Below are 25,565 nucleotides of genomic sequence, written 5' to 3' on the forward strand. Positions count from 1 at the left end.
GCAACAAGAGAGGGTTTTGAGAAGATGGCAACCAGTGTCGTTCTTCAGAAGGTCGAGAAGCGCTACGGCGCGATGGACGTGATCCATGGCATCGACCTGTCGATCGATCCCGGCGAATTCGTCGTTTTCGTCGGCCCATCCGGCTGCGGAAAATCGACCCTTCTGCGGATGATCGCCGGTCTTGAGGAGATCTCGGGAGGCGCTCTGCTGCTCGACAGCGAGCGGATGAACGAGGTGGCGCCTGCCAAGCGTGGCATCGCCATGGTCTTCCAGTCCTATGCGCTCTATCCGCATATGTCGGTTTACAAGAACCTTGCCTTCGGCCTGGAGACGGCGGGTTACAAGAAGGCCGACATCCAGCCGAAGGTGAAACGCGCCGCCGAGATCCTGCAGATCGAGAAACTCCTGGAGCGCAAGCCGAAGGCGCTCTCCGGCGGCCAGCGCCAGCGTGTCGCGATCGGCCGCGCGATCGTGCGCGAGCCGCGCATCTTCCTCTTCGACGAGCCGCTGTCCAACCTCGATGCCGAACTGCGCGTGCAGATGCGTGTCGAGATCTCCCGCCTGCACCGGCAGCTCGGCAACACCATGATCTACGTCACCCACGACCAGGTCGAAGCCATGACGATGGCCGACAAGATCGTGGTGCTGAATTCCGGCCGCATCGAGCAGGTGGGCGCGCCGCTCGATCTCTATAACAATCCCGCCAACCGCTTTGTCGCTGGTTTCATCGGCAGCCCGAAGATGAATTTCCTGAAGGCGCGTATCGAAAAGGTCGGCGAGGCCGAAACTAGCATCCATGTCTGCGGCAATTCCGTCCGCCTGCCACGCCGACTGAAAGGCGAGGCCGGCCAAGACGTCACCTTCGGCATCCGCCCCGAGCATCTTTCGCTGGCAGAAGGCGCAATCACGCTCTCGACCGTCAACGTCGATCTCGTCGAAAATCTCGGCGGCGCCACCATGCTCTACACCACGACGCCGGATAACCAGCTCCTGACCGTGGCACTTGACGGCCAGCAGAAGGTCGAGCGCGGCGCCAATGTGGCGACCTCTTTCGATCCGGCCCGCTGCCACGTCTTCGATGCCGCCGGCAAGACGATCTGACCCCTCCGCTTGACAGCTGATCCTCCTCTGCCCCATCATTTCGGGAGGATCACTAAAACAGGATGAATCCTGTTCTAGGTTAAATAGTTAGAGCATGATGTCGTCCGAAAACCGCTCGCACTTTCGGCATCATGCCCTTGGGGGATAAGCATGACGCCTGAAGATAGGATTCATGCGCTTGGCATCTGGCAGGGCCCGCTTGAAATTTCGCCGATAGCAGGCGGCATCACCAACAGGAACTATCTGGTCAGCGATGCCGTCGCGCGCTGCGTCGTCAGGCTCGGCACCGATATTCCGATCCATCATATCAACCGACAGAACGAGCTTGCCGCAAGTTACGCCGCCCATGCAGCAGGCATATCGCCCGCCGTCATCCACCATTCGCCGGGTGTGCTGGTGCTCGAATATATCGAGGCGAGGGCGCTTTCTCCCGAGGATATCAGGACGCCTAATATGCTGGCTCGCGTCGTCCCGCTGGTGCGCGCCTGCCACCGCGACATCGCCCGGCATTTCCGTGGCCAGGCGATGATCTTCTGGGTCTTCCATGTCATCCGCGACTATGCCGCCAATCTGAAGGCATCCGGGAGCCCCTATCTTTCCCTTCTTGCCGAGCTGACTGGCAAGGCCGAGGTGCTTGAAGAGGCTGCAGGACCCTTCGACATCGCCTTCGGCCACAATGACCTGCTGGCCGCCAATTTTCTCGATGATGGCAAGCGGCTCTGGCTGATCGACTGGGATTATGCCGGCTTCAACACGCCGCTTTTCGATCTCGGCGGATTGGCCTCCAACAACGAGCTTTCGGAAGCCGCCGAGCGCACCATGCTGGAGACTTATTTCGACCGACCGCTGACCTCAGATCTCGGCAGGCGCTATGGCGCGATGAAATGCGCCTCGCTGTTGCGTGAGACGCTCTGGAGCATGATTTCGGAAATCCATTCCACCATTGATTTCGATTATTCCGCCTATACAGCCGAAAATCTTGCGCGCTTCGAACGCGCCTATCAAGCCTTTGAGCAGGATCGATAAATGACGAGACAATTACCGAAGACGGCAAAGGCCGTGGTCATCGGCGGCGGCATCATCGGCTGCTCGACAGCCTATCACCTCGGCAAGCTCGGCTGGACCGATACCGTCCTGCTGGAACGCAAGAAGCTGACCTCAGGCACCACCTTCCATGCCGCCGGCCTCGTCGGCCAGCTGCGCACCAGCGCCAACATCACCCAGCTGCTCGGTTATTCCGTCGATCTCTACAAGCGCCTGGAGGAGGAGACGGGCCTCGGCACCGGTTGGAAGATGAATGGCGGCCTGCGCCTTGCCTGCAACGAAGAGCGCTGGACCGAGGTCAGGCGCCAGGCGACCACCGCCCAGTCCTTCGGTCTCGAAATGCAATTGCTGACGCCGCAGGAAGCTTTCGATCTCTGGCCGCTGATGACGACAGACGATCTCGTCGGCGCCGCCTTCCTTCCCACAGACGGCCAGGCCAATCCCTCCGACATCACCCAGGCGCTCGCGAAAGGCGCCCGCATGTCGGGTGTCTCGATCTTCGAGGATATGGAAGTCCTCGACCTTGAAATCGACAAGGGAAGGATCCGCGCCGTCATCACCGCCGAGGGGCGCATCGAATGCGAGCGCGTCGTCGTCTGCGCCGGCCAGTGGACGCGCGCCTTCGCCGCCCGCTTCGGCGTCAACGTGCCGCTGGTCTCCGTCGAGCATCAATATATCATCACCGAATCCTTCGGCGTGCCCTCCAACCTGCCGACACTGCGCGATCCCGATCGCCTGACCTATTACAAGGAGGAAGTCGGCGGCATCGTCATGGGCGGCTACGAGCCGAACCCCATTGCCTGGGCGGAGAAAGGAATCCCCGAAGGTTTCCACTACACGCTGCTCGACAGCAATTTCGACCATTTCGAGCAGATCATGGAACAGGCGCTCGGCCGCGTTCCGGCGCTGGAAAATGTCGGCGTCAAGCAGTTGTTGAACGGCCCGGAAAGCTTCACGCCCGATGGCAACTTCATTCTCGGTGAGGCGCCTGAGCTGAAGAATTTCTTCGTCGGCGCCGGCTTCAATGCCTTCGGCATCGCTTCGGCCGGCGGCGCCGGCATGGCGCTTGCCGAATGGGTGGCAAAGGGCGAACCGCCCTATGATCTCTGGCCGGTCGATATCCGCCGTTTCGGCCGTCCGCATTTCGATACGGATTGGGTGCGCACGCGGACGCTCGAGGCCTATGGCAAACATTACACCATGGCCTGGCCGTTCGAGGAGCAATCGAGCGGCCGCCCCTGCCGCAAGTCGCCGCTCTATGACCGGCTGAAGGCGCAGGGCGCCTGCTTCGGCGAGAAGCTCGGCTGGGAGCGGCCGAACTGGTTTGCCGATCTCTTCGCCAACGAAGAGCCGAAGGATGTCTATAGCTATACCAGACAGAATTGGTTTGACGCCGTCGGCCGCGAGCACAAGGCGGTGCGCGAGGCGGCTGTCATCTTCGACCAGACCTCCTTCGCCAAATTCGTGCTGAAGGGCAGGGATGCCGAGGCAGCGCTTTCCTGGATCGCCTCCAACGATGTCGCAAGGCCGGTGGGATCGCTGGTTTATACTCAGATGCTGAACGACAAGGGGGGCATCGAGTGCGATGTGACGGTCGCCCGGATCGCCGAGAACGAATATTACATCGTTACCGGCACCGGTTTCGCCACGCATGACTTCAACTGGATCGCACGCAATATTCCGGCGGAGATGCATGCCGAACTGGTTGACGTCACATCAGCCTATTCCGTGTTGTCGCTGATGGGGCCGAATTCCCGTGCCGTGCTGGAGAAGGTGACCGGCAGCGACGTCTCGAACGCGGCCTTCCCCTTCGGCCATGTCAGAACCATCGGCATTGCAGGGTGCCCGGTGCGGGCGCTGCGCATCACCTATGTCGGCGAGCTCGGCTATGAACTGCATATTCCGATTGAATATGCGACGACGGTCTATGACGCGCTGATGGCAGCAGGCGGTGAGCTCGGCCTCGTCAATGCCGGCTATCGCGCCATCGAAAGCTGCCGCCTGGAAAAGGGCTATCGCGCCTGGGGCTCCGATATCGGTCCCGACCATACGCCAATCGAGGCTGGCCTCGGCTGGGCGGTGAAGATGCGGAAGAACATTCCCTTCCGCGGCCGCGAGGCGATCGAGCGGCAGCTTTCGGGCGGCGTGAAGAAGCGCCTTGCCTGCTTCGTCCCCGACGATCCCGATGCCGTGCTGTTCGGTCGCGAAACGATCTATCGCGACGGCAAGCGCGTCGGCTGGCTTTCGAGCGGCGGCTTCGGCTACACATTGGGCAAGCCGATCGGCTACGGCTATGTCCGCAGCCCCGACGGAGTGACGGAGGATTTCGTTCTCTCCGGCACATATGAGCTTGATGTTGCGAGGGAACGCATTCCCTGCAAGGTGTCGCTGGCGCCGCTCTACGATCCCGATATGGCGCGCATCAAGGCGTAGCGGCTGCCGCTTAGAAGAGCGGCAGCCGGTCGTCCTGGATCAGAATCTCCAGCTTGTCGGACACATCTTGCGTCCACGCCCGGTGGCTGGTCAAAGCTTTCGGGAAAAGGCCGGGAAGCGTGAAAAGGGCAGCCGAGATCGCCGGACCGGTACGCGGAACATCGGCGATGAGGGCAGCGATTTCTGTGGCGCGGGGATCGCGCAGCTCATAGCGTTCGCCATTGCCGTGCTCGCCGAGCGCGTAGCGCATCCATGCGGCGACGGCGATCGCATAGGTCTCCGCCCTGTCGCCATGCGCCAGAGCCTCGCATGCCGGTTCCAGCAGCCGCTGCGGCAGCTTCTGCGTGCCGTCCATGGCGATCTGGTAGGTGCGGTGCGCGATCGCCTTGTTAGCAAAGCGTGCTATCAATTCACTGGCGTAGTCGTCGAGATTGATACCGGGCACAGGGTCAAGCGTTCGCGCCGCTGCATGCATGTGGCGGTAGGCCAGAGCCGCCAGAGCGGCATCGTCCATGACGTCGCGAATGAATTCATAGCCGCCGATATAACCGAGATAGGCAAGCAGCGAATGGGCGCCGTTCAGCATCCGCAGCTTCATCTTCTCATAGGCCGAGACTTCTTCGACCATCAGCGCGCCATGGATCTTTTCCCAAGCCGGCCGGCCATTGACGAAATGGTCTTCGATGACCCATTGCGTAAAGGGCTCGGTCTCGATCGCCGCCATGTCGGTGCGGCCCGTCAGCCCCTCGGCATCGGCATAGGTTGCCTCGGTGCTTGCCGGCGTGATGCGGTCGACCATCGTCGACGGGAAAGGCACGTTCGCTTCGATCCAGCGATGCAGGTCGGGATCGATCCGGGAGGTGAATTCCAGCACGAGGCGCTTCAGCACCGCGCCGTTGCTCGGCAGGTTGTCGCAGCTCAGCGGCGTAAAGGGCGGGATACCCTTGTGCCGGCGGCGCGCAAGGCCTTCGACGATATAACCGATGACGCCGCGTGGCGCATGCCGGTTGGCAAGGTCGGCGACAATATCGGGGTGCTTCAGGTCGAGGCCGCCCGTTGCCGGATCGAAACCATAGGCCTTTTCCGTTACCGTCATGCTGACGATACGGATAGCAGGGTCTTCCAGCCGCGCCAGCAGGCCGGCCGGATCGCGCGGCGCCACATGCGCCTTCAGGATCGAGCCGATCACCTGCGCCGTCGTGCCTGACGTATCGCGGATCAGCATCGTATAGAGCCCGTTCTGGGCAGTCAGGTTATCCGCCACATCAGGCGTGCGCAGGCTTGCCACCTCGATACCCCAGTCGCCGCCTGCGGCTGAGAGCGCGTCATCCGTGAAGGGTGCGAAATGGGCGCGGAAGAAGGCGCCCGGTCCAAGATGCAGAATGCCAGCCTTCAGCGCATTCCTGTCATAGGCGGGAAGCTTCGCGGTCGGGGCGAGGCCGGTAAGGGTTTGCAGTCGTTCCGTCACAGCTTGTAGGCCTTCTTCGCATTGCCATAGGAGAGCTCGCCCGCCACGATCTCGGCTTCCTTCTTGGAAATCCGGTGCTCGGCGGCGAGCTGAGCGAGGAAACGGCAGACTTCGCGCCGCCAGACGTCATGCCGCGCCGGGATCGAAAGCAGCGCGCGTGTATCGTCGTTGAAACCCGCCATATTGGCGAAACCAGCCGTCTCCACCACCTGGTCGAGATAGCGGCGAATGCCGAGCGGGCTGTCGTGGAACCACCAGGGCGGGCCGATCATCAGGCAGGGCCAGTGGCCGACCATTGGCGCCATCTCGCGCGCATAGGTCGTCTCGTCGAGTGTGAAAAGCAGCACACGCAGGCCCGGCGCGTGACCATACTTGGAAAGCAGCGCATTCATGCCGCCGACCCAATCCGTCGATGTTGGGATATCGGCGCCCATATTCGGGCCGCGCGCTGCAAAGAGCGCGCGGTCGGTATTGCGCCTCGAGCCGGCGTGAATCTGCATCACCATGCCGTCTTCGGCCGAAAGCCCGGCCATCTCGGTCATCATCTGGCCGCGGAAGAGTTCGGCCTCCCCAGGGGAAAGCGGACCCTTCAGCGCCTTGTCGAGCAGCGCCTGCTTTTCCGTGAGGGGCAGATCTGCGGTAAAGGCGGTCGGCACGCCGTGATCGGTCGCAGTCGCGCCGAACTGGCGGAAATAGGCGCGCCTGCGCCGGTGCGCCTCTATCAGGCCGTCCCAGCGCGTTACATCGGCGCCGGTGATCTCTCCGAATTTGAGGAGATTGTCGCGGAAGCCGACGGCGTCGGGATCGGTGACGCTGTCGGGCCGGTAGGTGGTGCGCACTTTGCCGATCCAGCCGTCCGCCGCCATCTTCTGGTGATGCACGAGCGGGTCGAGCGCGCCTTCCGTCGTCGCGATCGTTTCGATGCCGAATCGCTGATGCAGCGCCCGCGGGCGAAATTCGGGAAGGGCAAGCTGGGCGTTGATGTGGTCGTAGAGCGCATCGGCATTCTCGGCCGTCAGCGGCTCAGTGCAGCCGAGTACGGCCGACATCGCGTGGTCGACCCAGAGGCTCGAGGGTGTCCCGCGGAAAAGATGGTAATGCGCGGCAAACGTCCGCCAGATCGCCCGCCCCGTTGCAACAGGCTTGCCGTCGAGCCTGGGCACGCCGAGATCGTCCAATGTCACACCGACGCTGTGCAGCATGCGGAAGAGATAATGATCGGGAATGACCAGCAGCGAGGCCGCGTCTTCGAACGGCTTGTCGTCGGCGAACCAGGACGGTTCGGTATGCCCGTGCGGGCTGACGATCGGAAGGTTACGCACCGTCTCGTAGAGGTCCCGCGCGACGCTCCGTGTTGCCGGATCGGCCGGAAAGAGCCGGTCCGGATGAAGAAAGCCGTTCCCTACATCCATCAGTATTCCTCCCTGATCGATAAGGGCCTACCCCACAACATCAGGCACGGCAAGGTCTTTCAGTAACCAAACGGTACAGTTTTGCGATAGTCTCGCCCGCCATTGAAAGCATTGACGACACGGCCCATTTCCGCTTTGGGAGAACCATAAGTTCTGCCGGTTCCGGCAAAGGAGGATCGATGTCTGACGAGACGAACCGCATCACCCGGCTGGAAGAAATGCTGGCCCACCAGGCAAAGACGATCGAAGAACTTTCCGATCAGCTCGCCGAGCAATGGAAGACAGTCGAGCAGATGCGCACCAAGCTCGATCGGCTGACCGAACGTTTCCTGTCGCTCGAAGAGCAGTCGCTGGACGCGCCAGCGATCACCCGCCCGCCGCATTATTGAAAGCACGCGGCGCAATGCCGCGTGCAGCCGATACTTCCGGCACTGTCTGATGACGGATCAGACGCCGCCGATGCAGAGATATTTCATTTCCAGATAGTCGTCGGCGCCGTGGCGCGAGCCCTCGCGGCCAAGGCCGGATTGCTTGATGCCGCCGAAAGGCGCCGTCTCGGACGACATCAGGCCGGTATTGATGCCGATCATGCCGTATTCCAGCGCTTCCGCCACCCGCCAGACTTTCTTCAGGTCGCCGGCAAAGAAATAGGCGGCGAGACCGAATTCCGTATCGTTGGCCTGGGCGATGACATCGTCGACCGTCTCGAAACGAAAGAGCGGCGCCACCGGCCCGAAGGTTTCCTCGCGCGCCACCTTCATGCCGCGGGCAACGCCGGTCAGTACCGTCGGCGCAAAGAAGGTGCCGGCGCCGTCGATACGCTTGCCGCCGGTGAGCACCCTGGCGCCCTTGGCAAGCGCGTCGCTGACATGCTCTTCCACCTTGGCAAGACCCTGCTCGTCGATCAGCGGCCCGATCACGACGCCCGCCTTGAAGCCGTCGCCGACCGACATCTCGGCGACCTTCGCCGCAAGCTTGGCGGCAAAAGCGTCATAGACGTTCGACTGGACATAAAGACGGTTGGCGCAAACGCAGGTCTGGCCGGCATTGCGATATTTCGAGGCGATCGCGCCCTCGACGGCGGCGTCGAGATCGGCATCGTCGAAAACGATGAAAGGCGCATTGCCGCCGAGTTCCAGGCTCACCTTCTTGATCTGGTCGGCGCACTGGCGCATCAGGATGCGGCCGACTTCGGTCGAGCCGGTGAAGCTGATCTTGCGCACCTTTTCGTTGCCGCAAAGCTCGCGCCCGATCGCCGGACCGTCGGTACCGACAATGACGTTGAAGACGCCTGAGGGAAGGCCGGCCTGTTCGGCAAGCACCGCAAGTGCAATCGCCGTCAGCGGGGTCTGTTCGGCTGGCTTCGAAACAACAGTGCAACCGACGGCGAGTGCGGGGGCGATCTTGCGGGTGATCATCGCCGCCGGGAAATTCCACGGCGTGATCGTGCCGACGACGCCGACGGGCTGCTTGATGACAATCATGCGCTTGTCGTCCGAAGGTGCGGGGATCGTCTCGCCGTAGATCCGCTTGGCCTCTTCCGCATACCATTCGATATAGGCCGCGGCATAAAGGATCTCGCCGCGCGCTTCCGCGAAGGGCTTGCCCATTTCGGCGGTCAGGATCGCGGCGAGCTCGTCGGCATTGGCGACCATCAGGTCGAACCATTTGCGCAGGATCGCGCTACGCTCCTTGGCCGGGCGGGCAGCCCAGGCCGGCTGGGCGGTATAGGCCGCGTCGATCGCCGTTCGGGTCTCAGCAGCGCCCATGTCGGGCAACGAAGCGAGCAGCTCACCGGTTGCCGGGTTCAGCACGTCGAAGGTCGTCGTGGCATCGCCCGATGTCCAGACGCCGTTGATATAGCCTGCGGCGCGCAGGAAGGGTGAAGAGAAGGGAACGTGCTTCGTCAGTGCGGTGGTGAAAGCCATGTCATATCCTCATTGGGAATGAGGCTGCCGGTTGGCCGGCAGCCCTGAATGCGGTTTCGGCGCGGTCACTTGCCTGCAGTCGCCTCCAGCATCGAGGCTTCCAGAATGTCGAGCGCCTCGCCGAGGACCTCGTCCTGGATGGTGATCGGCGCGAGGAAGCGGATGACGTTTCCGTGGACCCCGCAGGTGAGCAGGATCAGCCCCTTGTCGAGCGCGATCAGCCGCACCCGGTTGGCGAATTCGGCACTCGGCAATCCGGTCGTCCGGTCGTTGAATTCGACGGCGTTCATGAAGCCCGGTCCGCGGATGTCGACGATCTCCGGCACCTTCTCGCGCAGCGATTCCAGCCGCTGCTTCAGCCGCCCGCCGAGCTGGTTGGCGCGATTGCAGAGATCCTCGTCCTTGATGACGTCAAGCACGGCATGGGCGGCTGCGATGCCGAGCGGGTTGCCGCCATAGGTGCCGCCGAGCCCGCCGGGTCCAGGCGCGTCCATGATCTCGGCGCGGCCGGTGACGGCGGCGAGCGGAAAGCCGCCGGCAAGGCTCTTTGCCATGGTCGTCAGGTCGGGCGCCACTTCGTGATGATCCATCGCAAACAACTTGCCGGTACGGGCAAAACCGGTCTGCACCTCGTCGGCGATCAGCAGGATGCCATGCTGGTCGCAGAGTTCGCGCAGCGCCTTCATGAAGGCAGCCGGCGCCGGATAGAAGCCGCCTTCGCCCTGCACCGGCTCGATGATGATGGCCGCGACGCGCTGCGGATCGACGTCGGCGGCAAAAAGCTTCTTCAGCGCCGCAAGCGACTGATCGGCGGTGACACCGTGCAGCTCGACCGGGAAGGGAACGTGGAACACGTCGCCGGGCATCGCGCCGAAGCCGACCTTGTAGGGCACGACCTTGCCGGTCAGTGCCATGCCCATGAAGGTGCGTCCGTGGAAGCCGCCGCCAAAGGCGATGACGGCCGAGCGGCCGGTCGCGGCACGCGCGATCTTGACGGCGTTCTCGACGGCTTCGGCGCCCGTGGTCACGAAGATCGTCTTCTTCTCGAAATTGCCGGGCACCAGCGCGTTCAGCCGTTCGGCCAGATGCACGTAGGTCTCGTAGGGCACCACCTGATGGCAGGTATGGGTGAAATGGTCGAGCTGAGCCTTGACCGCGGCGATGATCCGGGGATGGCGGTGGCCGGTGTTGAGAACGGCGATGCCGGCGGCAAAATCGATATAGCGACGGCCTTCCTTGTCCCAGATCTCGGCATTCTCTGCGCGATCCGCATAGATCTGAGTCGTCACGCCGACGCCGCGGGAAATGGCGGCATTCTTCCGGTCGGTAAGGCTTGTCGCGTTCATCGATGCGCTCCTGCGCTGAAAAGGGTTGGAAAACTATCTTGCATAAGTTCTGCAAGATATGTAGAAAACTCCTACATTTTTCCTGCAAGAAAACAAGCGGCATTTTTCGCTTCAAACATCACGCTTTTTGATGAATGCTCGCGGGCGGTTGGAATCAGGGATATTTTCGGATGGGTGATAACGGGCCGGTACGCTACAAGGTGGCGGAGGCCGCGCGGCTAGCGGGCATTTCGGCCTCGACGGTGCGCCTCTGGGAAAGCCAGGGTCTTCTGGTTCCCGGCCGTTCGCAAACCGGCCACCGGCAATATAGCGCCGACGATGTGGCGCGCCTGAAGCGAATCTCCTGGTATCGTGTCGAGCGCGGGCTCAATCCCGCGGCAATCCGCGAGGCGCTGGAAGGCGAGGATCCTGCCCCCGATGGCGCCGACACAGGCCAGGATTCCGGCCTCGGACGCAAGCTGCGCAGCCTGCGCCATGCGAGCGGCAAGACGCTCGATCAGGTGGCGGGCGACATCGGCATCACCGCCTCGACGCTCTCGACGCTGGAGCGCACCTCGCAAGGCGTCGGTTTCAAGATGCTGCACGATCTCGCCGATTATTACGGCACCACGGTCTCCCGCCTCTCCGGTGAGGAGAGCGCCGACGTGCCGACGCTGGTGCGCGATGGTGAATGGCGTACCTGGCCGGAAACGACGCCCGGGGTCACGGTGCAGCTGCTCGCCGAAGGCCGCAGGATGATGGACTGCCATCGTTTCGTGCTGGCGCCGGGTGCGGCAAGCGAGGGCGCCTATCGCCACGAAGGCGAGGAGTTTTTGCATGTCCTGTCCGGCCGGCTCGAACTGGTGCTCGACAGCGATCAGTTCTTCGACCTCGGATCTGGCGATTCACTTTATTTCGAAAGCCGCCGCTACCATTCCTGGCGCAACCGCCACGATGGCGAAACCGTGCTCCTCTGGATCAATACGCCGCCGACCTTCTGACCCACCCGCAACAGGAAAGCGGTTTCGCCTCGTCTGCCTTTGCGCTATAGCGCATGCAGCCATTCAAAGTGCTACAGCGTCCTTTGCACCTCTGAAAAGACGCGCGGCGCTGTAGGGGAAGCATTCGAACGAAAGACAGTCTCATGGCGGCGACCATACGTTATCACGAAGGCGATATTTCCGCGGCCGATGCCGCCCGTTATACGGGTGCGATCGCGATCGACACCGAAACGCTCGGTCTGGTGCCGCGCCGCGATCGGCTCTGCGTCGTCCAGCTGTCACCGGGAGACGGCACTGCCGACATCATCCGCATCGCCGCCGGCCAGAAACAGGCGCCTAATCTCGTCACCTTGCTCGAAGATCCGACCCATCAGAAGATCTTCCACTACGGCCGCTTCGATATTGCCGTGCTCTTCCATACGTTCGGCGTCACCACGACGCCGGTGTTCTGCACCAAGATCGCCTCACGGCTCAGCCGGACCTATACGGATCGCCACGGTCTCAAGGACAATCTCAAGGAGATGCTCGACGTCGATGTCTCCAAGGCGCAACAATCCTCCGATTGGGGGGCTCAGGCGCTCTCCCTCGCGCAGATCGAATATGCCGCCTCCGACGTGCTTTATCTGCACGCCTTGCGCGACAAGCTGACTGAGCGCCTGATCCGCGACGGTCGTTTCGACCACGCCACGGCCTGCTTTGAATTCCTGCCGACCCGCGCCAAGCTCGATCTGCTCGGCTGGGAAGAGGCCGATATCTTCGCCCATAGCTGAGCGATTTGCCTTCATTCCATGGTTTCACGGCCGCGGGCGAACTTCGTCTGCGGCCGTTAGCGATTCATTAATGTCTCTTTTTTAATAATTGATTCAATTTTTATGCATTCGATGACGCCGGAATTGCGTCATGCGGACAGGAGGATCTGCTGGGATGCAAGGGGCCGGATGAGCGCGGTCCTTTCATAGAGCCTGCTTTCATCGTCACTTTACGAAAGGGCATGCCGTGCTGTCTCCCGTTCGTGCAGCGTCCAATGCAAGCTTTTCGTCCCAAGGTCAGGCTGCGGCGATCGTCGCCGGCGGTCTCGGCGGTTCGGTGGTCGCGCCCACGCCCGTCAACGCCGTCGAAGCCACTGACCTGAATTCCGCCATTGCCGGCAAGCTCAATATTCTGCTCCTTGCCGCGCGTGAGCGCATGGTCGAAGCCCTGTTCGATGTCATCGATGCGGCCGGCCGCTCAATTTCGCTCGACCGCGGCGAGGACGAGACCAATCTTGCCTTCGCTTCCCGGCTTGCCGACGCCATCCGCCGGCTGCCGGCCGCCAGGATCGACGAGGTCGAGCGCCAACTGACCGACCAGGGCCATAGCCTGCCGCTCAGGGTGATCGCCGAAGCCCTGAAGAACCCGACGGGGCCGCAGGCAGCCCGTATCATCGCTTATCTCGAAATCGTCCGCTACAAGGATCGCGATCTCGCCGCCCGCGCTGTCGTGCGCTCCTACGGCCAGAACGATGCTTCGCCGATGCGCGCCGAAGCCCGCCCTGAGATCCAGCTGCACGAGGACAGCCTGCCCGCCGCCACGCGCCAGCCTGCGGAAAAGATGCCTCCGCCGATCGAGGCTGCGGCACTGGCGACGGCCGAAGAAGCGGCCATTGCTGATGCCGTGCAGGCTATCGATCCGGAAACGCCACAGCCTGAAAGCCACACCGAGCTCGCTCCGGTGACAGCCAGGGAAGCCGCCCCGGAAAAATCTATCTCCCAGGAGATCGAATCCCGGCAGGTGTTTTCGGCGGAGTCAGCAGAAGCCGACGATATCGGAGAAACGGCGGAACCACCCGCCATCCAACCCCATGCGACATCGGAAAGGGCCGATCCGGTCATTCCCAGGAACTGGACGGGAATTGTCGCCTCCATGACCGAAGAGGCTTCGGAGATGATCGCCACCATCATCCGCGAGCAGGAGGTCGAGACCGTGCTGGAAGATGGTCCCATCGAGGCAGCGGTGGAGATCGATGCGATCCTCGATGAAGCTGTCATCAGCGACGCGACCGAGACTTTGACCCGTCAGCCGGCGGACTTCACTGCAGCCGATGCAGCCCCGTCCGTTACACCTCGGCCCTCACAGATCGATATGGAGATTGCAGCTGCGGCTGCCCGTCAGCCGAAAGAAATCTCCGCACAGCCGGAAACGATGCCGGTTCCCGAGATGGCCGAAGCCGCCTATGTGCCGCTGGCAGCCAAGATGCCGGAGGGCCTTGCCTATACCCAGCTGCCTTACCAGTTCGCCAAAGATATGCTGCCGAACGAAAAGGCGGGCGAAACGCACCACCAGCACCAACACCATCGCGACGACGCGCCGGAGGATCAGCAACAGGCGCAGTCCGGCGGCGAGGATGCCGAGCCAGACGGCGAAGAGACCGACGCAGCACCCGCGCGGAGGACACCGAGGATGATCGATGCCGAACCGGTGGCTCATCAGCCGGCAAGCGCGGCCGCCGATCCGGTCTATGCCCTCTATCAGCGCATGGTCGGCTGGGAATAACTTTTTGACAGCCTGAAAATGAAGAACCCGCCGGATCGCTCCGGCGGGTTCTTCAATTCAGAGACGGTTGCGAGGCTTATTCGCCGCCGCGGTTCTTCAGGGCTGCGCCCAGGATGTCGCCGAGCGAAGCGCCCGAGTCGGACGAACCGAACTGAGCGACGGCTTCCTTCTCTTCCGCTATCTCCAGAGCCTTGATGGACAGCATGATCTTGCGGTCCTTCTTGGAGAAGTTGGTGACGCGGGCATCGACAACCTGGCCGACCGAGAAGCGCTCAGGACGCTGCTCGTCGCGGTCGCGGGCGAGGTCGGCGCGACGGATGAAGGAAGTGATATCCTCGTGGTTGACGAGCTTCACTTCGATGCCGCCGTCGTTGATCGCGATGATTTCGCAGGAAACCACTGCGTTCTTGCGCAGGTCGCCCGAAGCTGCTGCTTCGCCGACCGCATCCTTGCCGAGCTGCTTGATGCCGAGCGAGATGCGTTCCTTCTCGACGTCGACATCGAGAACGACGGCCTTGACGACATCACCCTTGTTGAACTCCTCGATGACCTGTTCGCCCGGACGGTTCCAGTCGAGGTCGGAGAGGTGAACCATGCCGTCGACATCGCCGTCGAGACCGATGAACAGGCCGAATTCGGTCTTGTTCTTGACTTCGCCTTCGACTTCAGTGCCGGCCGGATGGCTGCGGGCGAATGCTGCCCACGGGTTTTCCAGCGTCTGCTTGAGGCCGAGCGAAATGCGGCGCTTGGACGGATCGACTTCGAGAACGACGACTTCGACTTCCTGGCTCGTGGACAGGATCTTGCCGGGGTGAACGTTCTTCTTGGTCCAGGACATTTCCGAGATGTGGATCAGGCCTTCGATGCCCGGCTCCAGCTCGACGAACGCACCGTAGTCGGTGATATTCGTGACGGTACCGGAGATCTTCTTGCCTTCCGGATACTTGGCCTGGATGCCATCCCACGGATCGGACTCGAGCTGCTTCATGCCGAGCGAGATACGGTGGGTTTCCTGGTTGATGCGGATGATCTGAACCTTGACCTGCTGGCCGATGTTCAGGATTTCCGACGGATGGTTCACACGGCGCCATGCCATGTCGGTGACGTGCAGCAGGCCGTCGATGCCGCCGAGGTCAACGAATGCACCGTAGTCGGTGATGTTCTTGACGACGCCGTCAACAACCTGGCCTTCTTCGAGGTTCTGAACGATTTCAGAACGCTGCTCGGCACGGGACTCTTCCAGAACCGTACGGCGCGAAACCACGATGTTGCCGCGACGCTTGTCCATCTTGAGGATTTCGAAGGGCTGCGGGTTGTGCATCAGCGGGGTCACGTCGCGGATCGGACGAATGTCGACCTGAGAACGCGGCAGGAAGGCGATCGCACCGTCGAGGTCGACCGTGAAGCCACCCTTGACCTGGTTGAAGATAACGCCTTCGACGCGCTCGCCAGCTTCGAACTTGGCTTCGAGCTTGACCCAGCTTTCTTCGCGGCGAGCCTTCTCGCGCGACAGAACTGCTTCGCCGAGCGCGTTTTCGATACGCTCAACGTAAACTTCGACTTCATCGCCAACCTTGAGCTGGCCGTCCTTGGCGCGGGCGCCGAATTCCTTGAGCGCGATGCGGCCTTCGACCTTCAGGCCGACGTCAACAACGGCGACATCCTTTTCGATGCCCGTGACGATACCCTTGGTAACATAGCCTTCGGCCAGATCGTTCTTGGCAAAGGACTCTTCCAGAAGGGCCGCGAAATCCTCGCGAGAGGGAGTTGCTACTGACATAAAATCTCCTGCGTGGCCTTCGATAGCTTCAAGGCTCACGTATGCGCCGGTTGGTTCGAGTTGAATGGGCCTGAACCCAGTCCGCCCTCTTTTACGAAGGCAATCCGGCGCTTGGACGGAATTTCAGGCTTGCTTTGCATGAGCGTCCCGCGCACGTAGCACGGAAAACCGCTTATTTTAGGCATTTCGGTCCAAGGCAGCGTCGATGTACGACTTAGCAGCTTGAAACGCGGCCTCTATACTCATTTCCGACGTGTCAAGCAAGTGTGCATCGACCGCCGGTTTCATTGGGCTGTCCGCCCTATTCATATCGCGGTCGTCGCGCCGCTTGACGTCTTCGAAAATCGCATCGAAATCCGCCGTCGCACCCTTGCCGAGGATTTCGTCGTAACGGCGTCGTGCGCGAACTTCCGGCGACGCCGTCACATACAGTTTCACCGGCGCATCCGGGCACACGACCGTGCCGATATCGCGCCCGTCGAGCACTGTTCCCGGCACCTTCGCCGCAAACCGTCGCTGCGCCTCGACGAGTGCCCGGCGCACCGCCGGCATGACCGCGATCTTCGAGGCGGCTTCGCCGATCTCGTGCCTGGAAAGTATATCGCGATCCAGCCCGCCAAGTTCAACCTCCCGCGCCATCTTTTCCGCCACCGCCTCGTCGTCGAGCGGCAGGTCGGCGTCGAGCAGCGCCTTGGCCGTGGCGCGATAGGTGAGCCCGGTATCGAGATGATGAAAACCGTATTGCTCGGCGATGCGGCGCGACAGCGTGCCCTTGCCGGCAGCTGCCGGGCCGTCGATGGCGATGGTAAAGGTCTTGGTTGTCATGCGATCAATCCTGCGGTGGCTGGTCCATTGTTCATTCCCGCACCTCTTCGATCCATGCTCCAAGACCGGTCATCAGCGGCATGAATTCAGGAAAGCTGGTCGCGATCATCGCAGCGTCGTCGATGGTCACAGGATGCTCCGCGGCAAGCCCCATGACAAGGAAGCTCATGGCGATGCGATGGTCGAGATGAGTGCTGACTTTATCACCGGCGGCATTGCCGAGCCCCTTGCCATCAGGCCGGCCGCGCACGACGAGAAAGTCCTTCCCCTCATCGCAGTCCGCGCCATTCAGCTTCAACCCGTTGGCAACAGCGGAGAGGCGGTCGGATTCCTTGACGCGCAGTTCCTCCAGCCCCTTCATCACGGTCGTGCCTTCGGCAAAGCAGGCGGCGACGGCGAGGACAGGATATTCGTCGATCATCGACGGCCCCCGTTCTTCAGGCACGGCCACGCCCTTCAGTTCGGAATGGCGCACGCGCAGATCCGCTACGTCCTCGCCGCCGGCAAGACGCGCGTTCAGCACCTCGATATCGGCACCCATTTCCTGCAGTGTCAGGATCAGCCCCGTGCGCGTTGGGTTCATCAGCACGTTGAGAATGGTGATGTCGGAATCTGGAGCGATCAGTGCGGCGACCAGCGGGAAGGCGGTGGAGGAGGGATCGCCGGGCACGTCGATGACCTGGCCGGTGAGCCTGCCTCGCCCTTCGAGCCGGATTGTGCGCACGCCGTCCTTGTCAGTGTCGACGGAAAGGGCGGCGCCAAAACCCTGCAGCATCTTTTCGGTATGGTCACGCGTCATCACCGGCTCGATGACGGTCGTGATGCCCGGCGTATTGAGCCCGGCAAGCAGGACGGCCGATTTCACCTGGGCAGACGCCATCGGCACGCGGTAGCGGATTGCACTTGGCGTTCCCCCGCGCAGCGTCACCGGCAGCCTGTCGCCCGCGGATGCGCTGACCTGCACGCCCATTTCGCGCAGCGGATCGAGCACGCGGCCCATCGGACGTTTCGAAAGCGAGGCATCGCCGATGAAGGTTGAATGAAAATCATAGGTGCCGACAAGGCCCATGGTCAGCCGCACGCCGGTGCCGGCATTACCGAAATCGAGCGGCGCGTCAGGCGCAAGCAGCGCACCGTTGCCGGTGCCCTCGATCACCCACTGCTCGCCCTCTTTCCGGATCCTGGCGCCCATCGCCTGCATTGCCCGGCCGGTATTGATCACGTCCTCGCCTTCGAGCAGGCCGGTGATCCGCGTCTCGCCGGAGGCGAGCCCGCCGAACATGAAGGAGCGATGCGAGATCGATTTGTCGCCCGGAATGCGTACTCTGCCGGAAAGGCCGGCGGATTTACGGGCGGTGGCGGGCCTTGGCGCAGAGCCGTGACTCATGACGCAATCCTCTGAAAAAACAGTCTATTTTTGCCGGAAGCTGAGCTTGACCGGTCGCAATCCTCGCCCGCCTCGGCGGCCGTCGCGGCTCGTTAACATAAACCCGCCGGGCGGTCATCCGCCGACTCTCGAAAAACCCCGCGCTGCGATCATTAAGTTTGGCTTTGACATGGGAAGCCACAGCGATTAAGGGGACCGGCTTATAAATTCCGATGGAACGCCGGCTTGATCGGCATTTGCCGAATCTCGCATTCGGTCATTCTCACGAGGCTTATAGTGGCGAAAGCGGAACTTGGAACCAAGCGCACCGATCCGGAAACCGGCAAGAAGTTTTATGATCTGAACCGGGATCCGATCGTCTCCCCTTATACCGGCAAGTCCTACCCTCTCTCCTTCTTCGAAGAAACCTCGGCGATCGCCGAAGTTGCCGAGGAAGATGAGGTCGCGGAAGTCGATACTGAAAACACCGAAGTCGAACTGGTTTCGCTTGAGGATGCCGATGACGCCGCCTCTGGCGACGACATCCCCGATATGGGCGACGACGATGTCGAAATCGAAGGCGATGACGACGACGATACCTTCCTTACACCCGACGAAGACGACGATGACGACGACATGAGCGACATCATCGGCGTGACCGGCGACGAAGACGAAGTCTGACGACTGCATTTCGGCCCGGCGAGGAAAAAATTCTCCGGGCCGAATTTTTTAGGCTTGCTATCTCCGAAAACCGGAAGTAATAAGCCGCCACTCCGCAGGGCACGCCTTGAGGAGCATCCCAGGACCGGCCTTGAGCCGGACCGCCTTGATGGGGCTATAGCTCAGCTGGGAGAGCGCTTGCATGGCATGCAAGAGGTCAGCGGTTCGATCCCGCTTAGCTCCACCAAATTTTCCTCGGTTTAGTTTTTATCATTAAAAACAAGCTGATAAGGTGCGGTAAGAACTTCCCAAGTACCCAATAAAGTACCCAGCGGGAGTACCCATTGGACAGGCGATTCTGACTGGCGTTGCTGAGGCCGGCAGATAAAGCCGTCACGAGTTGCGAAGGTCCTCCATACACGCCATGATGTAAGCCCTGATGGCCTACGATTCGGGGGAGTAAGTGACTGCGCCGGACCACTTAGATAACGAAATTTCTTTAACGGCCGAACTTACGCCCGCAGGCGTGAACGCAAAAGCGAAGAGTCGACTACTATCCGCGATAGATCGCTTGGGTGGTAATTTAGCCGAGTGGCTGAACGTCCGCATTGAAAGTGGAACTGCACGGCGCAGATCCATTATTGACGGCGAGCGCGCCTTGATAGAGGAAACAGTCAAGTACGGAATGGAACGCCTAAAGAGCGATCCTCAGTTTGCTGCACGGGCATTTGAAATCCATTTCGGAATGATCGCACGAAAGCAAATCAATAGGGAAGGGGTTCTGGGTTACGCCATCGAAGATTTGAAGACTTCTCCCCCAACCGAGATTGAGGCTGCTGCAGGCCCCGAAGAGCTAAATCAACCCTTCATGGATCGGTTTGAAGGTTACGCTGGCGAAGCATCGACCGAAGAGCTGAGGCAGCGTTGGGGTCGGGTGTTGGCTGAAGAAGTAAGGAGCCCGGGAACATTTTCGAACAAAGTTCTACGCGTCGTGGATGAGATAGAGGCAATAACTGCTAAGCTTTTTGAGGATGCATGCGACCATCGAATTGGCAATACTTTGCCGAAATGCCTTACGGGTGAGATACCCTACGACACAGTTATTGCCCTCACGACGGCAGGTCTCCTTGTTGAGCCGGGCCTAGGCCAAAATCGCTCTTTCCAAGAGGGTAAGGATGACGCAGGGAAAGACATTTGGCTGATCTCGTTCGACGACTACGCCCTTGTATTTCCGAAAGATGTGGAATTGCCCGACAGGGGGCTGATTCACATGACCGCCTCAGGCACGGCAGTTTACCGGAACCATACCGGGAAGCCGGCGACGAGCGTCTACATCCTTACAAATGAGGGCGTGGCGATAAGTTCGATTCTGCCAGATAAGTCTCATGAAGCGTTTCTTCGCTATTCAGGCCTCGTCCATAAGGAAATGCCGGAGGTAGACTTACGCATCGGCCGCCGCAACGGCTCGGGAGGATATGACGTGCAGATACTTGAAGGCGCCCCTCCAGAGCAGCCATAGTCGGCACCCCATTATTTGAAGTCACGTATCTCGAAGATAATCCCGTGGTAGTGGAGGCCAAGCATCTCCGATGGTGGCAGCATTCCTTGTGCTCGAAGGGCGCGCTGTTATTTATCCTGGCTGCACCAGTCGTTCTTGTGATGGGGTCTCCACTCGCGGGCAAAGCCCTCAGCTCGCAGCATCGCGCCCACCTCCCGACCGTCCTTGCGGTAGACGTTCACCAGGGGCCGATGTGCCTGCGTGTTGTCGATCCCCTTGACCTCAATCCGCAGACCGCGCTCCTCCAATAGTTCCTTCAGCCGACCTTTGGCTATCAGTGCTAGTTTTCGCTCCTTGACGCATTTCGCGTGGCTGCCAATCTCAGGCGTGTCTATCCCCCAAACGAACGGAATGCCGCCACCAAGGAGCCGCATGAGCTGCCCATCGCATCGCACGGTGTCACCGTCCACGGCCGTGAGCGATGCGCAAACAAGAAGCTCTGCGATCACTGCGCCGGACCCCGCTCCGAAGCTTCGAGCTTCCTCCTAAAGGCTTGCTCCTGTTCGTAGGTCTTGTACGGGAAGTGTCCCCAGCACCACCAGCGAGTCGGGACAGCAGGTGAGGGACTGTGGCCGAAGCCTCCCCATTCCTGGCATCCGGGCTCCTCACAGTAATGCTCGAAGAGGAGGTTAGCGCCGGGTGCTGTTGAGTGGCTGGCGATGCTCATGCGGCATCCTTCTCGGTCGGCACAAGAATAAGCTGGTCCTCCCGCAATGGTCGCTGTAGCTGGCGAGCCTCCTCCCATGGTGCGGTGAGCCATGTCTCGATCTCATCGCTGTTCGCGAGGATGGCCGGCATTGCCTTCTGGTGGACAGGCTCCACGACCCCATTGGGCTCGGTGGTGAGGAAGCCAAACAGGTCATTGACGGTAAGCCCCTCCTTGACTTTCCTAACGCTCTCCCATTGCGGCACCCATATGCCGGCAAAGAACATGAGGGGATGGCTTGGGTCTGCGGCAAACCATGCATTGGGCGTCCGGCCGCCTTCGGGCTTGTTGGCTGGGTCTGGCTCTGCGAAGGAGGTGAAAGGCACGACGCAGCGGAACTCGACGCCATGCCAGCGCTTCCAGTGTTTGCTCTCCACGTTGCGGACGTTCGTGGTGCCGCCATCTGGCTCCATCTTCAGAAGCTCTTGGAAGTCGACTGGCTTGTTTTTCTTGCGGAGGCCATCGGCTCGCTTGGTGGCGGCTTGGAATATCGCTTGCGAAGAACTCGGCAGACCCCACCGCACATAGGCAAGCTCTCGGCCGGACGGCGTGTTGCGGACGATCGGTGCCCGGTAGTCGGGCCAGAACTCGGTGATGGGCTCCATGTTACCGGTGCTGTCGATCATCGCCCTGGTAATTGAGCGGATCGCATCCTGATTGCTCAGCATCCGGTAGAGATTACACACGTTTCCCTCCCTCGGCGTCCATACGCCCTTGCGGTTCACTTCGTCCGTGTCGATGAATTGGCCTTGCCAGCGGTCCCTAAAGTACCGTGCAGCTTCGCGGCTGTTGAAGCAAAAGACAAGGTAGTGGTTGCCCTCGTAATCCGCTGCGTAGCTGTTCGAATTGCTGTCAAGTTCGACTGCCGATGAAAGCACTTTGCCCCGCACGGGAAGGGGAAAGTTCCACCGAACCTCTCGACCAGAGGGGTCAGACCACCAGAGAAGCACGTGGTGCTGCCTCGGTCTCGCCATCCGCCAGCGTGTAATTGGGTTGTCTCTGCGGTTCGCCATGTTCGGCCTATAGGGTCTCATCTCGCCAAATTGGCATTCTAACGTCTCGTATCCCCGCAAGGCGGCGGATTGGAAGCTTGCCGATATCTCCCGCAGACGGGTAGTAAACATTCACGTCGATGTAGGTACCCTTGTCGCATTTCTGACAGACGAACTTCAGGCGGTTCAACGTGGTGTTCTTGCGGAGCTTGAGGATATCGCCCGGCAGGAACCGGCGCGTGATATTGCAAAGACCACACCGGATGACGAGCACGTGACCGACCTCCCGCGCATCCTCCAAGGACCAGCGGGAAAGCTTCTTCGATATGTTCATTTCAGGCATTGTCAGTCTCGGTCGTAGGTCGGCCGCCAGCCTCGCGTCATGCCTCTGCCCATAGCTCCTTCCACGAGTACGAGTTGGAGGCGGAGGTGACGAATGTCATCGAGCAGGGTGCCGATCGCGGCATGGGTGTTGTTGTCGTGCCAAGCGAGAACGGCTTCGATTTCCCTCTCAGATGGCAACCCATCGGCCAGAAATGCATGCTTCATGACAGATGCACCCATCGCAAATTTCCGCAGTCCTGAAGAATGGCGAGATAGCGAGCAAGCGCCAACTCGAAATCCGGCGCAGATCGGAATCTAACCGGGTCGGTCCAAACATCCCGCAGAATCGGTTGCCTCAGGCCATCGTCCTCGACCCACCCAACGATATCAGTTTCCATACTGGCAATGCCGACCGCATCGCCCGCCATAGGATCGAGCGCAATCACAATGAGCGCATACAGAAGCGTGTCTGGATCGAGAATATGAACAACGAAGAACCGCACGTCTCTACTACCCGCCACCGCTTTCACGAGCGCAGGGACAGCTCTTTCCTTGCTTATCTCGCGCGCTTGGCCGCAATAAAACTCGGTATCTTCAAGAAGGTCAGCGTACCAGTGAAGGGCCACAGCTTCGCCAGTCGGATGCTCGCACATATCCGGTCTCCACTCTTCGAATTTTTAGATTGGCGGTCGCCTCGCCGATGTTCTTATTATGTTCTCACTTTCGAATGAGTCAAGAGGGCGACGCGACTTCGGCCGAAGGTCGCCCACAGAGTCTCCACCCCATAAATTTAGGGGTCATGCATCTCAGAGGTCACCTACGTGCCAGTTGCCGTGCGACTTCCCCCCGGTGGGGCTCGATGGGACCCAAAGAGCTGTTGCGAAATCAGTCCCGGCAGAGCAAGACCTCAACGAGGGGAAGTACTGCGTCGACGATCCTCAACCAGTTTCTGCAAGACAGACAAGAGCGATGCTTCGTCGTCAGTCGCTGTGCTCCATCGCTCGTCGCCCAAACCATGTTGCAACACTTTATGACTGGACCCGCCGTACAAAGTGTTAGCGGCTGTCAGGGCTTCGACCGTCGGAACGTATTGGCCTTCGAGGAAGCCGGCCCGCAGTTCTTCCGGTGAAGCCTGGCTTGGCGATGCCGCGAATTCGATACGATAGTTGGGAGCGTACCCGGTTCCACCTGCGCCGAGACGTATCACCCACGCGCCGTGCCGCCGTTCGAACTGCTTAGCGTTCCCGAAAATGCCTCGGATGTATTCCTCCGGCTTATTCACCAAGCCGTTTCTGACGATATAATCAAGGCGTACATCCTTGGGCAATTTGGCCATTTCAACCTCCATTGTTTTCGCAAAGCTAGGCGTCGTCCCGCTTCCAAGTCAACTAAGCTGTCTCAATAGGCCAAGCCCTTGTGAGTCTGCCGCAAAGTCGCCCTAAGGGTCTCACATAAATACAATTGACATTTTGAGACTTTAAATATCTCATAGTCTTTAATTCATGTGAGACTACGAGGAAGACACCATGACAGCAGTGATGATAGGTTATGCCCGCACATCCACCACCGACCAGAAGGCGGGACTAGAAGCCCAACTTCGCGACCTACAAGCGGCGGGATGCACAAAGATATTCCGAGAGCAGCTTTCCTCGGTAGCGAACGAAAGGCCCGAGCTTGAGCGTGCCCTTGAGTTTGTCAGAGAGGGCGATGTGTTGGTGGTCACGAAGCTGGACCGTCTGGCCCGCTCGGTGGCCGACCTGGTGGCTATCACGGAGACGCTAAAGGCTAAGGGTGTCGAGCTGCGCATCTTGGCGCTCAATCTGGATACCTCGACGCCCACCGGCAAGCTGATGCTTAATCTGCTGGGGTCTATTGCGGAGTTTGAGCGGGAGCTGATGTTAGAAAGGCAGCGCGAGGGCATCGCCAAGGCCAAAGCAGAGGGCAAGTACAAAGGCAGAGCACCCACGGCCCGGACACAGGCAAGTAGCGTATTAGCCCTTAAGTCGGAGGGTAAGACCCCATCAGAAATTCAGTCGGCGTTGGGTATCAGTAGGGCCAGCTACTTTCGGATAATGAAAGACTCGGTCAGCTAGTATGGTTTGGCGGCCAATGCTCCAACTCAGAATCAAGGAGAACCCTGCGCACCTCGTCCCTAGTCGGTGGAATGAAATCTATAGCCATAACACCCAATTCGCCCAGATCAGGAGCAATGCTCTTTTTGTCGAGATCGATGTAAACGCGGGCTTTGCAACCTTCCGCCGATTGTGAATAGGCAAGCAACTGGCACACTGTTTCGAGGCCGTCAAAATCATATGGCCCGATGCCAACTATCTTGAGGTTCCATAGATCATCGGGGCGTCCCGAACGGCCACCCGAGATTTCCCACCAATCTCTCTGAAAATCGGGGTCTTGAGTAGGGGCATCAAACGTCACGTGAGCGAGATCGATAGCAGCGTGCCAAGTGGTGCTGCTTTGCGGATCAATGAACGGCCCCGGCGCTGGAATATCGGAAGACAGCACAGCAAAGGACGTTTTGTCCAATCGGGAGCTTGATGCCGCCATTCGCCGGGAGGCCTCTATCAAGATCGGGTAGATGTTTTCAACTTGCCTGTCTGTGATTGTCTCAGCGGCTGCCTTGAATATTCCCTCCTCATAAACGCATCGATCACCATCACTTTTCGGAAGTACGCCAAACTTAACGTAATCCGAGCAGGCCCGCTTTCGCTCAGCCAATTCGTCTTTGGTGCATGCCGAAAGCACTAGAAGGCCCGCGAGGAGGACAAGATATATCCCCAGGCGTTCACCAAGCGGACTGGAGGCCACTACAGTCATTGTGCTGCCCCATCTGCGTTTTTGGCAGGCACGAAGTCCCTATTGGTTTGGCTCCATGGAAAACATGAGACAGGCTGCCCAATGTTGCCGTTCGGATAATAGCATGTAGAAAGGCTGCCCGACGTCGTGTCCATCCGAACGATCGTGCTATGTAAGCGACAAGCTGACCCCATCTGGCGTCAGTAGCGTTGGCCGCTGTATTGCGGACAGACGATTCACAAACTGTGAGCTTCTATGTCTGCGCCTAGCTCTGGAACTAGAAACTTCCATATGATCGA

The 25,565-nt window shown here is 60.3% G+C and carries 25 protein-coding genes and 1 tRNA gene; 11 read left to right on the forward strand and 15 right to left on the reverse strand.

Annotated elements, in window-relative coordinates; translation table 11 throughout:
- Nucleotides 1-24 precede the first annotated feature (24 nt).
- The 3 genes from EFQ99_RS32915 to EFQ99_RS32925 all read left to right on the forward strand — a co-directional run bounded on the left by EFQ99_RS32915 (nt 25) and on the right by EFQ99_RS32925 (nt 4,578).
- Nucleotides 25-1,101, forward strand: a complete 1,077-nt coding sequence (locus EFQ99_RS32915; protein ID WP_126925110.1) for an ABC transporter ATP-binding protein — start codon at nt 25-27, stop codon at nt 1,099-1,101.
- 150 nt (nt 1,102-1,251) lie between these two features.
- Nucleotides 1,252-2,127, forward strand: a complete 876-nt coding sequence (locus EFQ99_RS32920; protein WP_126925111.1) for a choline/ethanolamine kinase family protein — start codon at nt 1,252-1,254, stop codon at nt 2,125-2,127.
- Nucleotides 2,128-4,578 (forward strand): GcvT family protein, encoded by a 2,451-nt coding sequence (locus EFQ99_RS32925; RefSeq protein WP_126925112.1) that lies wholly within the window; start codon nt 2,128-2,130, stop codon nt 4,576-4,578.
- 10 nt (nt 4,579-4,588) lie between these two features.
- On the opposite strand, the gene EFQ99_RS32930 is transcribed toward EFQ99_RS32925, so the two are convergent.
- Both EFQ99_RS32930 and uxaC read right to left on the reverse strand, forming a co-directional pair.
- Complete coding sequence (locus tag EFQ99_RS32930; protein WP_126925113.1) at nt 4,589-6,046, reverse strand: mannitol dehydrogenase family protein; 1,458 nt, start codon at nt 6,044-6,046, stop codon at nt 4,589-4,591.
- Nucleotides 6,043-7,458: a glucuronate isomerase gene (gene uxaC / locus EFQ99_RS32935; RefSeq protein WP_126925114.1), complete on the reverse strand. Its 1,416-nt coding sequence runs from the start codon at nt 7,456-7,458 to the stop codon at nt 6,043-6,045. The genes EFQ99_RS32930 and uxaC overlap by 4 nt, the downstream gene beginning before the upstream one ends.
- A 179-nt stretch (nt 7,459-7,637) precedes the next feature.
- Between uxaC and EFQ99_RS32940 the strand changes: the two genes are divergently transcribed.
- Nucleotides 7,638-7,847: a SlyX family protein gene (locus EFQ99_RS32940; RefSeq protein WP_077977694.1), complete on the forward strand. Its 210-nt coding sequence runs from the start codon at nt 7,638-7,640 to the stop codon at nt 7,845-7,847.
- Nucleotides 7,848-7,904: 57 nt separating this feature from the next.
- Here the strand turns inward: EFQ99_RS32940 and EFQ99_RS32945 are convergent, their stop codons facing one another.
- Both EFQ99_RS32945 and EFQ99_RS32950 read right to left on the reverse strand, forming a co-directional pair.
- The gene (locus EFQ99_RS32945; RefSeq protein WP_126925115.1) at nt 7,905-9,386 is read right to left on the reverse strand and encodes an NAD-dependent succinate-semialdehyde dehydrogenase; all 1,482 of its coding nucleotides are present in this window, start codon (nt 9,384-9,386) and stop codon (nt 7,905-7,907) included.
- A gap of 65 nt (nt 9,387-9,451) precedes the next feature.
- Nucleotides 9,452-10,732 carry a 4-aminobutyrate--2-oxoglutarate transaminase gene (locus EFQ99_RS32950; RefSeq protein WP_126925116.1) on the reverse strand — a complete coding sequence of 427 codons (1,281 nt, stop codon included), beginning with the start codon at nt 10,730-10,732 and terminating at the stop codon, nt 9,452-9,454.
- A gap of 170 nt (nt 10,733-10,902) precedes the next feature.
- On the opposite strand from EFQ99_RS32950, the gene EFQ99_RS32955 reads away from it, so the two are divergent.
- The 3 genes from EFQ99_RS32955 to EFQ99_RS32965 all read left to right on the forward strand — a co-directional run bounded on the left by EFQ99_RS32955 (nt 10,903) and on the right by EFQ99_RS32965 (nt 14,244).
- Nucleotides 10,903-11,712: a MerR family transcriptional regulator gene (locus tag EFQ99_RS32955; RefSeq protein ID WP_126925117.1), complete on the forward strand. Its 810-nt coding sequence runs from the start codon at nt 10,903-10,905 to the stop codon at nt 11,710-11,712.
- A gap of 143 nt (nt 11,713-11,855) precedes the next feature.
- The gene (locus tag EFQ99_RS32960; protein ID WP_126925118.1) at nt 11,856-12,482 is read left to right on the forward strand and encodes a ribonuclease D; all 627 of its coding nucleotides are present in this window, start codon (nt 11,856-11,858) and stop codon (nt 12,480-12,482) included.
- Between the two features lie 226 nt (nt 12,483-12,708).
- On the forward strand, nt 12,709-14,244 hold the full coding sequence (locus tag EFQ99_RS32965; protein WP_126925119.1) for a hypothetical protein: 1,536 nt from the start codon (nt 12,709-12,711) through the stop codon (nt 14,242-14,244).
- 76 nt (nt 14,245-14,320) lie between these two features.
- Here EFQ99_RS32965 and rpsA read toward each other — a convergent pair whose 3' ends face one another.
- From rpsA to aroA, 3 genes are all read right to left on the reverse strand, one after another.
- Complete coding sequence (gene rpsA, locus EFQ99_RS32970; RefSeq protein ID WP_008536171.1) at nt 14,321-16,024, reverse strand: 30S ribosomal protein S1; 1,704 nt, start codon at nt 16,022-16,024, stop codon at nt 14,321-14,323.
- 177 nt (nt 16,025-16,201) lie between these two features.
- Nucleotides 16,202-16,849, reverse strand: coding sequence for a (d)CMP kinase (cmk, locus tag EFQ99_RS32975; protein ID WP_126925120.1), 648 nt, complete (start codon nt 16,847-16,849; stop codon nt 16,202-16,204).
- A 31-nt stretch (nt 16,850-16,880) separates the two neighbouring features.
- Nucleotides 16,881-18,236 (reverse strand): 3-phosphoshikimate 1-carboxyvinyltransferase, encoded by a 1,356-nt coding sequence (gene aroA, locus EFQ99_RS32980; protein ID WP_126925121.1) that lies wholly within the window; start codon nt 18,234-18,236, stop codon nt 16,881-16,883.
- Nucleotides 18,237-18,512: 276 nt separating this feature from the next.
- Between aroA and EFQ99_RS32990 the strand changes: the two genes are divergently transcribed.
- From EFQ99_RS32990 to EFQ99_RS33000, 3 genes are all read left to right on the forward strand, one after another.
- Nucleotides 18,513-18,896 carry a TIGR02300 family protein gene (locus EFQ99_RS32990; RefSeq protein WP_126925123.1) on the forward strand — a complete coding sequence of 128 codons (384 nt, stop codon included), beginning with the start codon at nt 18,513-18,515 and terminating at the stop codon, nt 18,894-18,896.
- A gap of 150 nt (nt 18,897-19,046) precedes the next feature.
- Nucleotides 19,047-19,122 (forward strand) — tRNA-Ala (locus tag EFQ99_RS32995).
- 216 nt (nt 19,123-19,338) lie between these two features.
- Entirely contained in the window at nt 19,339-20,394 is a 1,056-nt protein-coding gene (locus EFQ99_RS33000) for a DUF2806 domain-containing protein (RefSeq protein WP_126925124.1), read from the forward strand.
- A 107-nt stretch (nt 20,395-20,501) separates the two neighbouring features.
- Here EFQ99_RS33000 and EFQ99_RS33005 read toward each other — a convergent pair whose 3' ends face one another.
- The 7 genes from EFQ99_RS33005 to EFQ99_RS33035 all read right to left on the reverse strand — a co-directional run bounded on the left by EFQ99_RS33005 (nt 20,502) and on the right by EFQ99_RS33035 (nt 23,791).
- The gene (locus EFQ99_RS33005) at nt 20,502-20,882 is read right to left on the reverse strand and encodes a thermonuclease family protein (RefSeq protein WP_126925125.1); all 381 of its coding nucleotides are present in this window, start codon (nt 20,880-20,882) and stop codon (nt 20,502-20,504) included.
- A complete protein-coding gene (locus EFQ99_RS35905) occupies nt 20,879-21,100 on the reverse strand; it encodes a hypothetical protein (RefSeq protein WP_126925126.1) in 222 nt (73 codons plus the stop codon). Before EFQ99_RS35905 ends, EFQ99_RS33005 begins: the two co-directional genes overlap by 4 nt.
- A complete protein-coding gene (locus EFQ99_RS33015) occupies nt 21,097-22,029 on the reverse strand; it encodes an SOS response-associated peptidase family protein (RefSeq protein WP_245441630.1) in 933 nt (310 codons plus the stop codon). Before EFQ99_RS33015 ends, EFQ99_RS35905 begins: the two co-directional genes overlap by 4 nt.
- Before the next feature lie 130 nt (nt 22,030-22,159).
- Nucleotides 22,160-22,474, reverse strand: coding sequence for a hypothetical protein (locus EFQ99_RS33020; RefSeq protein WP_126925129.1), 315 nt, complete (start codon nt 22,472-22,474; stop codon nt 22,160-22,162).
- A gap of 2 nt (nt 22,475-22,476) precedes the next feature.
- Nucleotides 22,477-22,695 carry a hypothetical protein gene (locus EFQ99_RS33025; RefSeq protein WP_245441631.1) on the reverse strand — a complete coding sequence of 73 codons (219 nt, stop codon included), beginning with the start codon at nt 22,693-22,695 and terminating at the stop codon, nt 22,477-22,479.
- Nucleotides 22,677-23,108, reverse strand: coding sequence for a hypothetical protein (locus EFQ99_RS33030; RefSeq protein WP_126925131.1), 432 nt, complete (start codon nt 23,106-23,108; stop codon nt 22,677-22,679). The genes EFQ99_RS33025 and EFQ99_RS33030 overlap by 19 nt, the downstream gene beginning before the upstream one ends.
- A 254-nt stretch (nt 23,109-23,362) precedes the next feature.
- The gene (locus EFQ99_RS33035; RefSeq protein WP_126925132.1) at nt 23,363-23,791 is read right to left on the reverse strand and encodes a hypothetical protein; all 429 of its coding nucleotides are present in this window, start codon (nt 23,789-23,791) and stop codon (nt 23,363-23,365) included.
- A gap of 190 nt (nt 23,792-23,981) precedes the next feature.
- On the opposite strand from EFQ99_RS33035, the gene EFQ99_RS33040 reads away from it, so the two are divergent.
- A complete protein-coding gene (locus EFQ99_RS33040; RefSeq protein ID WP_126925134.1) occupies nt 23,982-24,548 on the forward strand; it encodes a recombinase family protein in 567 nt (188 codons plus the stop codon).
- Here EFQ99_RS33040 and EFQ99_RS33045 read toward each other — a convergent pair.
- On the reverse strand, nt 24,541-25,287 hold the full coding sequence (locus EFQ99_RS33045; RefSeq protein ID WP_126925136.1) for a hypothetical protein: 747 nt from the start codon (nt 25,285-25,287) through the stop codon (nt 24,541-24,543). The genes EFQ99_RS33040 and EFQ99_RS33045 overlap by 8 nt on opposite strands.
- Nucleotides 25,288-25,565: the final 278 nt, after the last annotated feature.

The sequence above is a fragment of the Rhizobium vallis genome, assembly GCF_003985155.1.
Taxonomy (GTDB): Bacteria; Pseudomonadota; Alphaproteobacteria; order Rhizobiales; family Rhizobiaceae; genus Rhizobium; species Rhizobium vallis.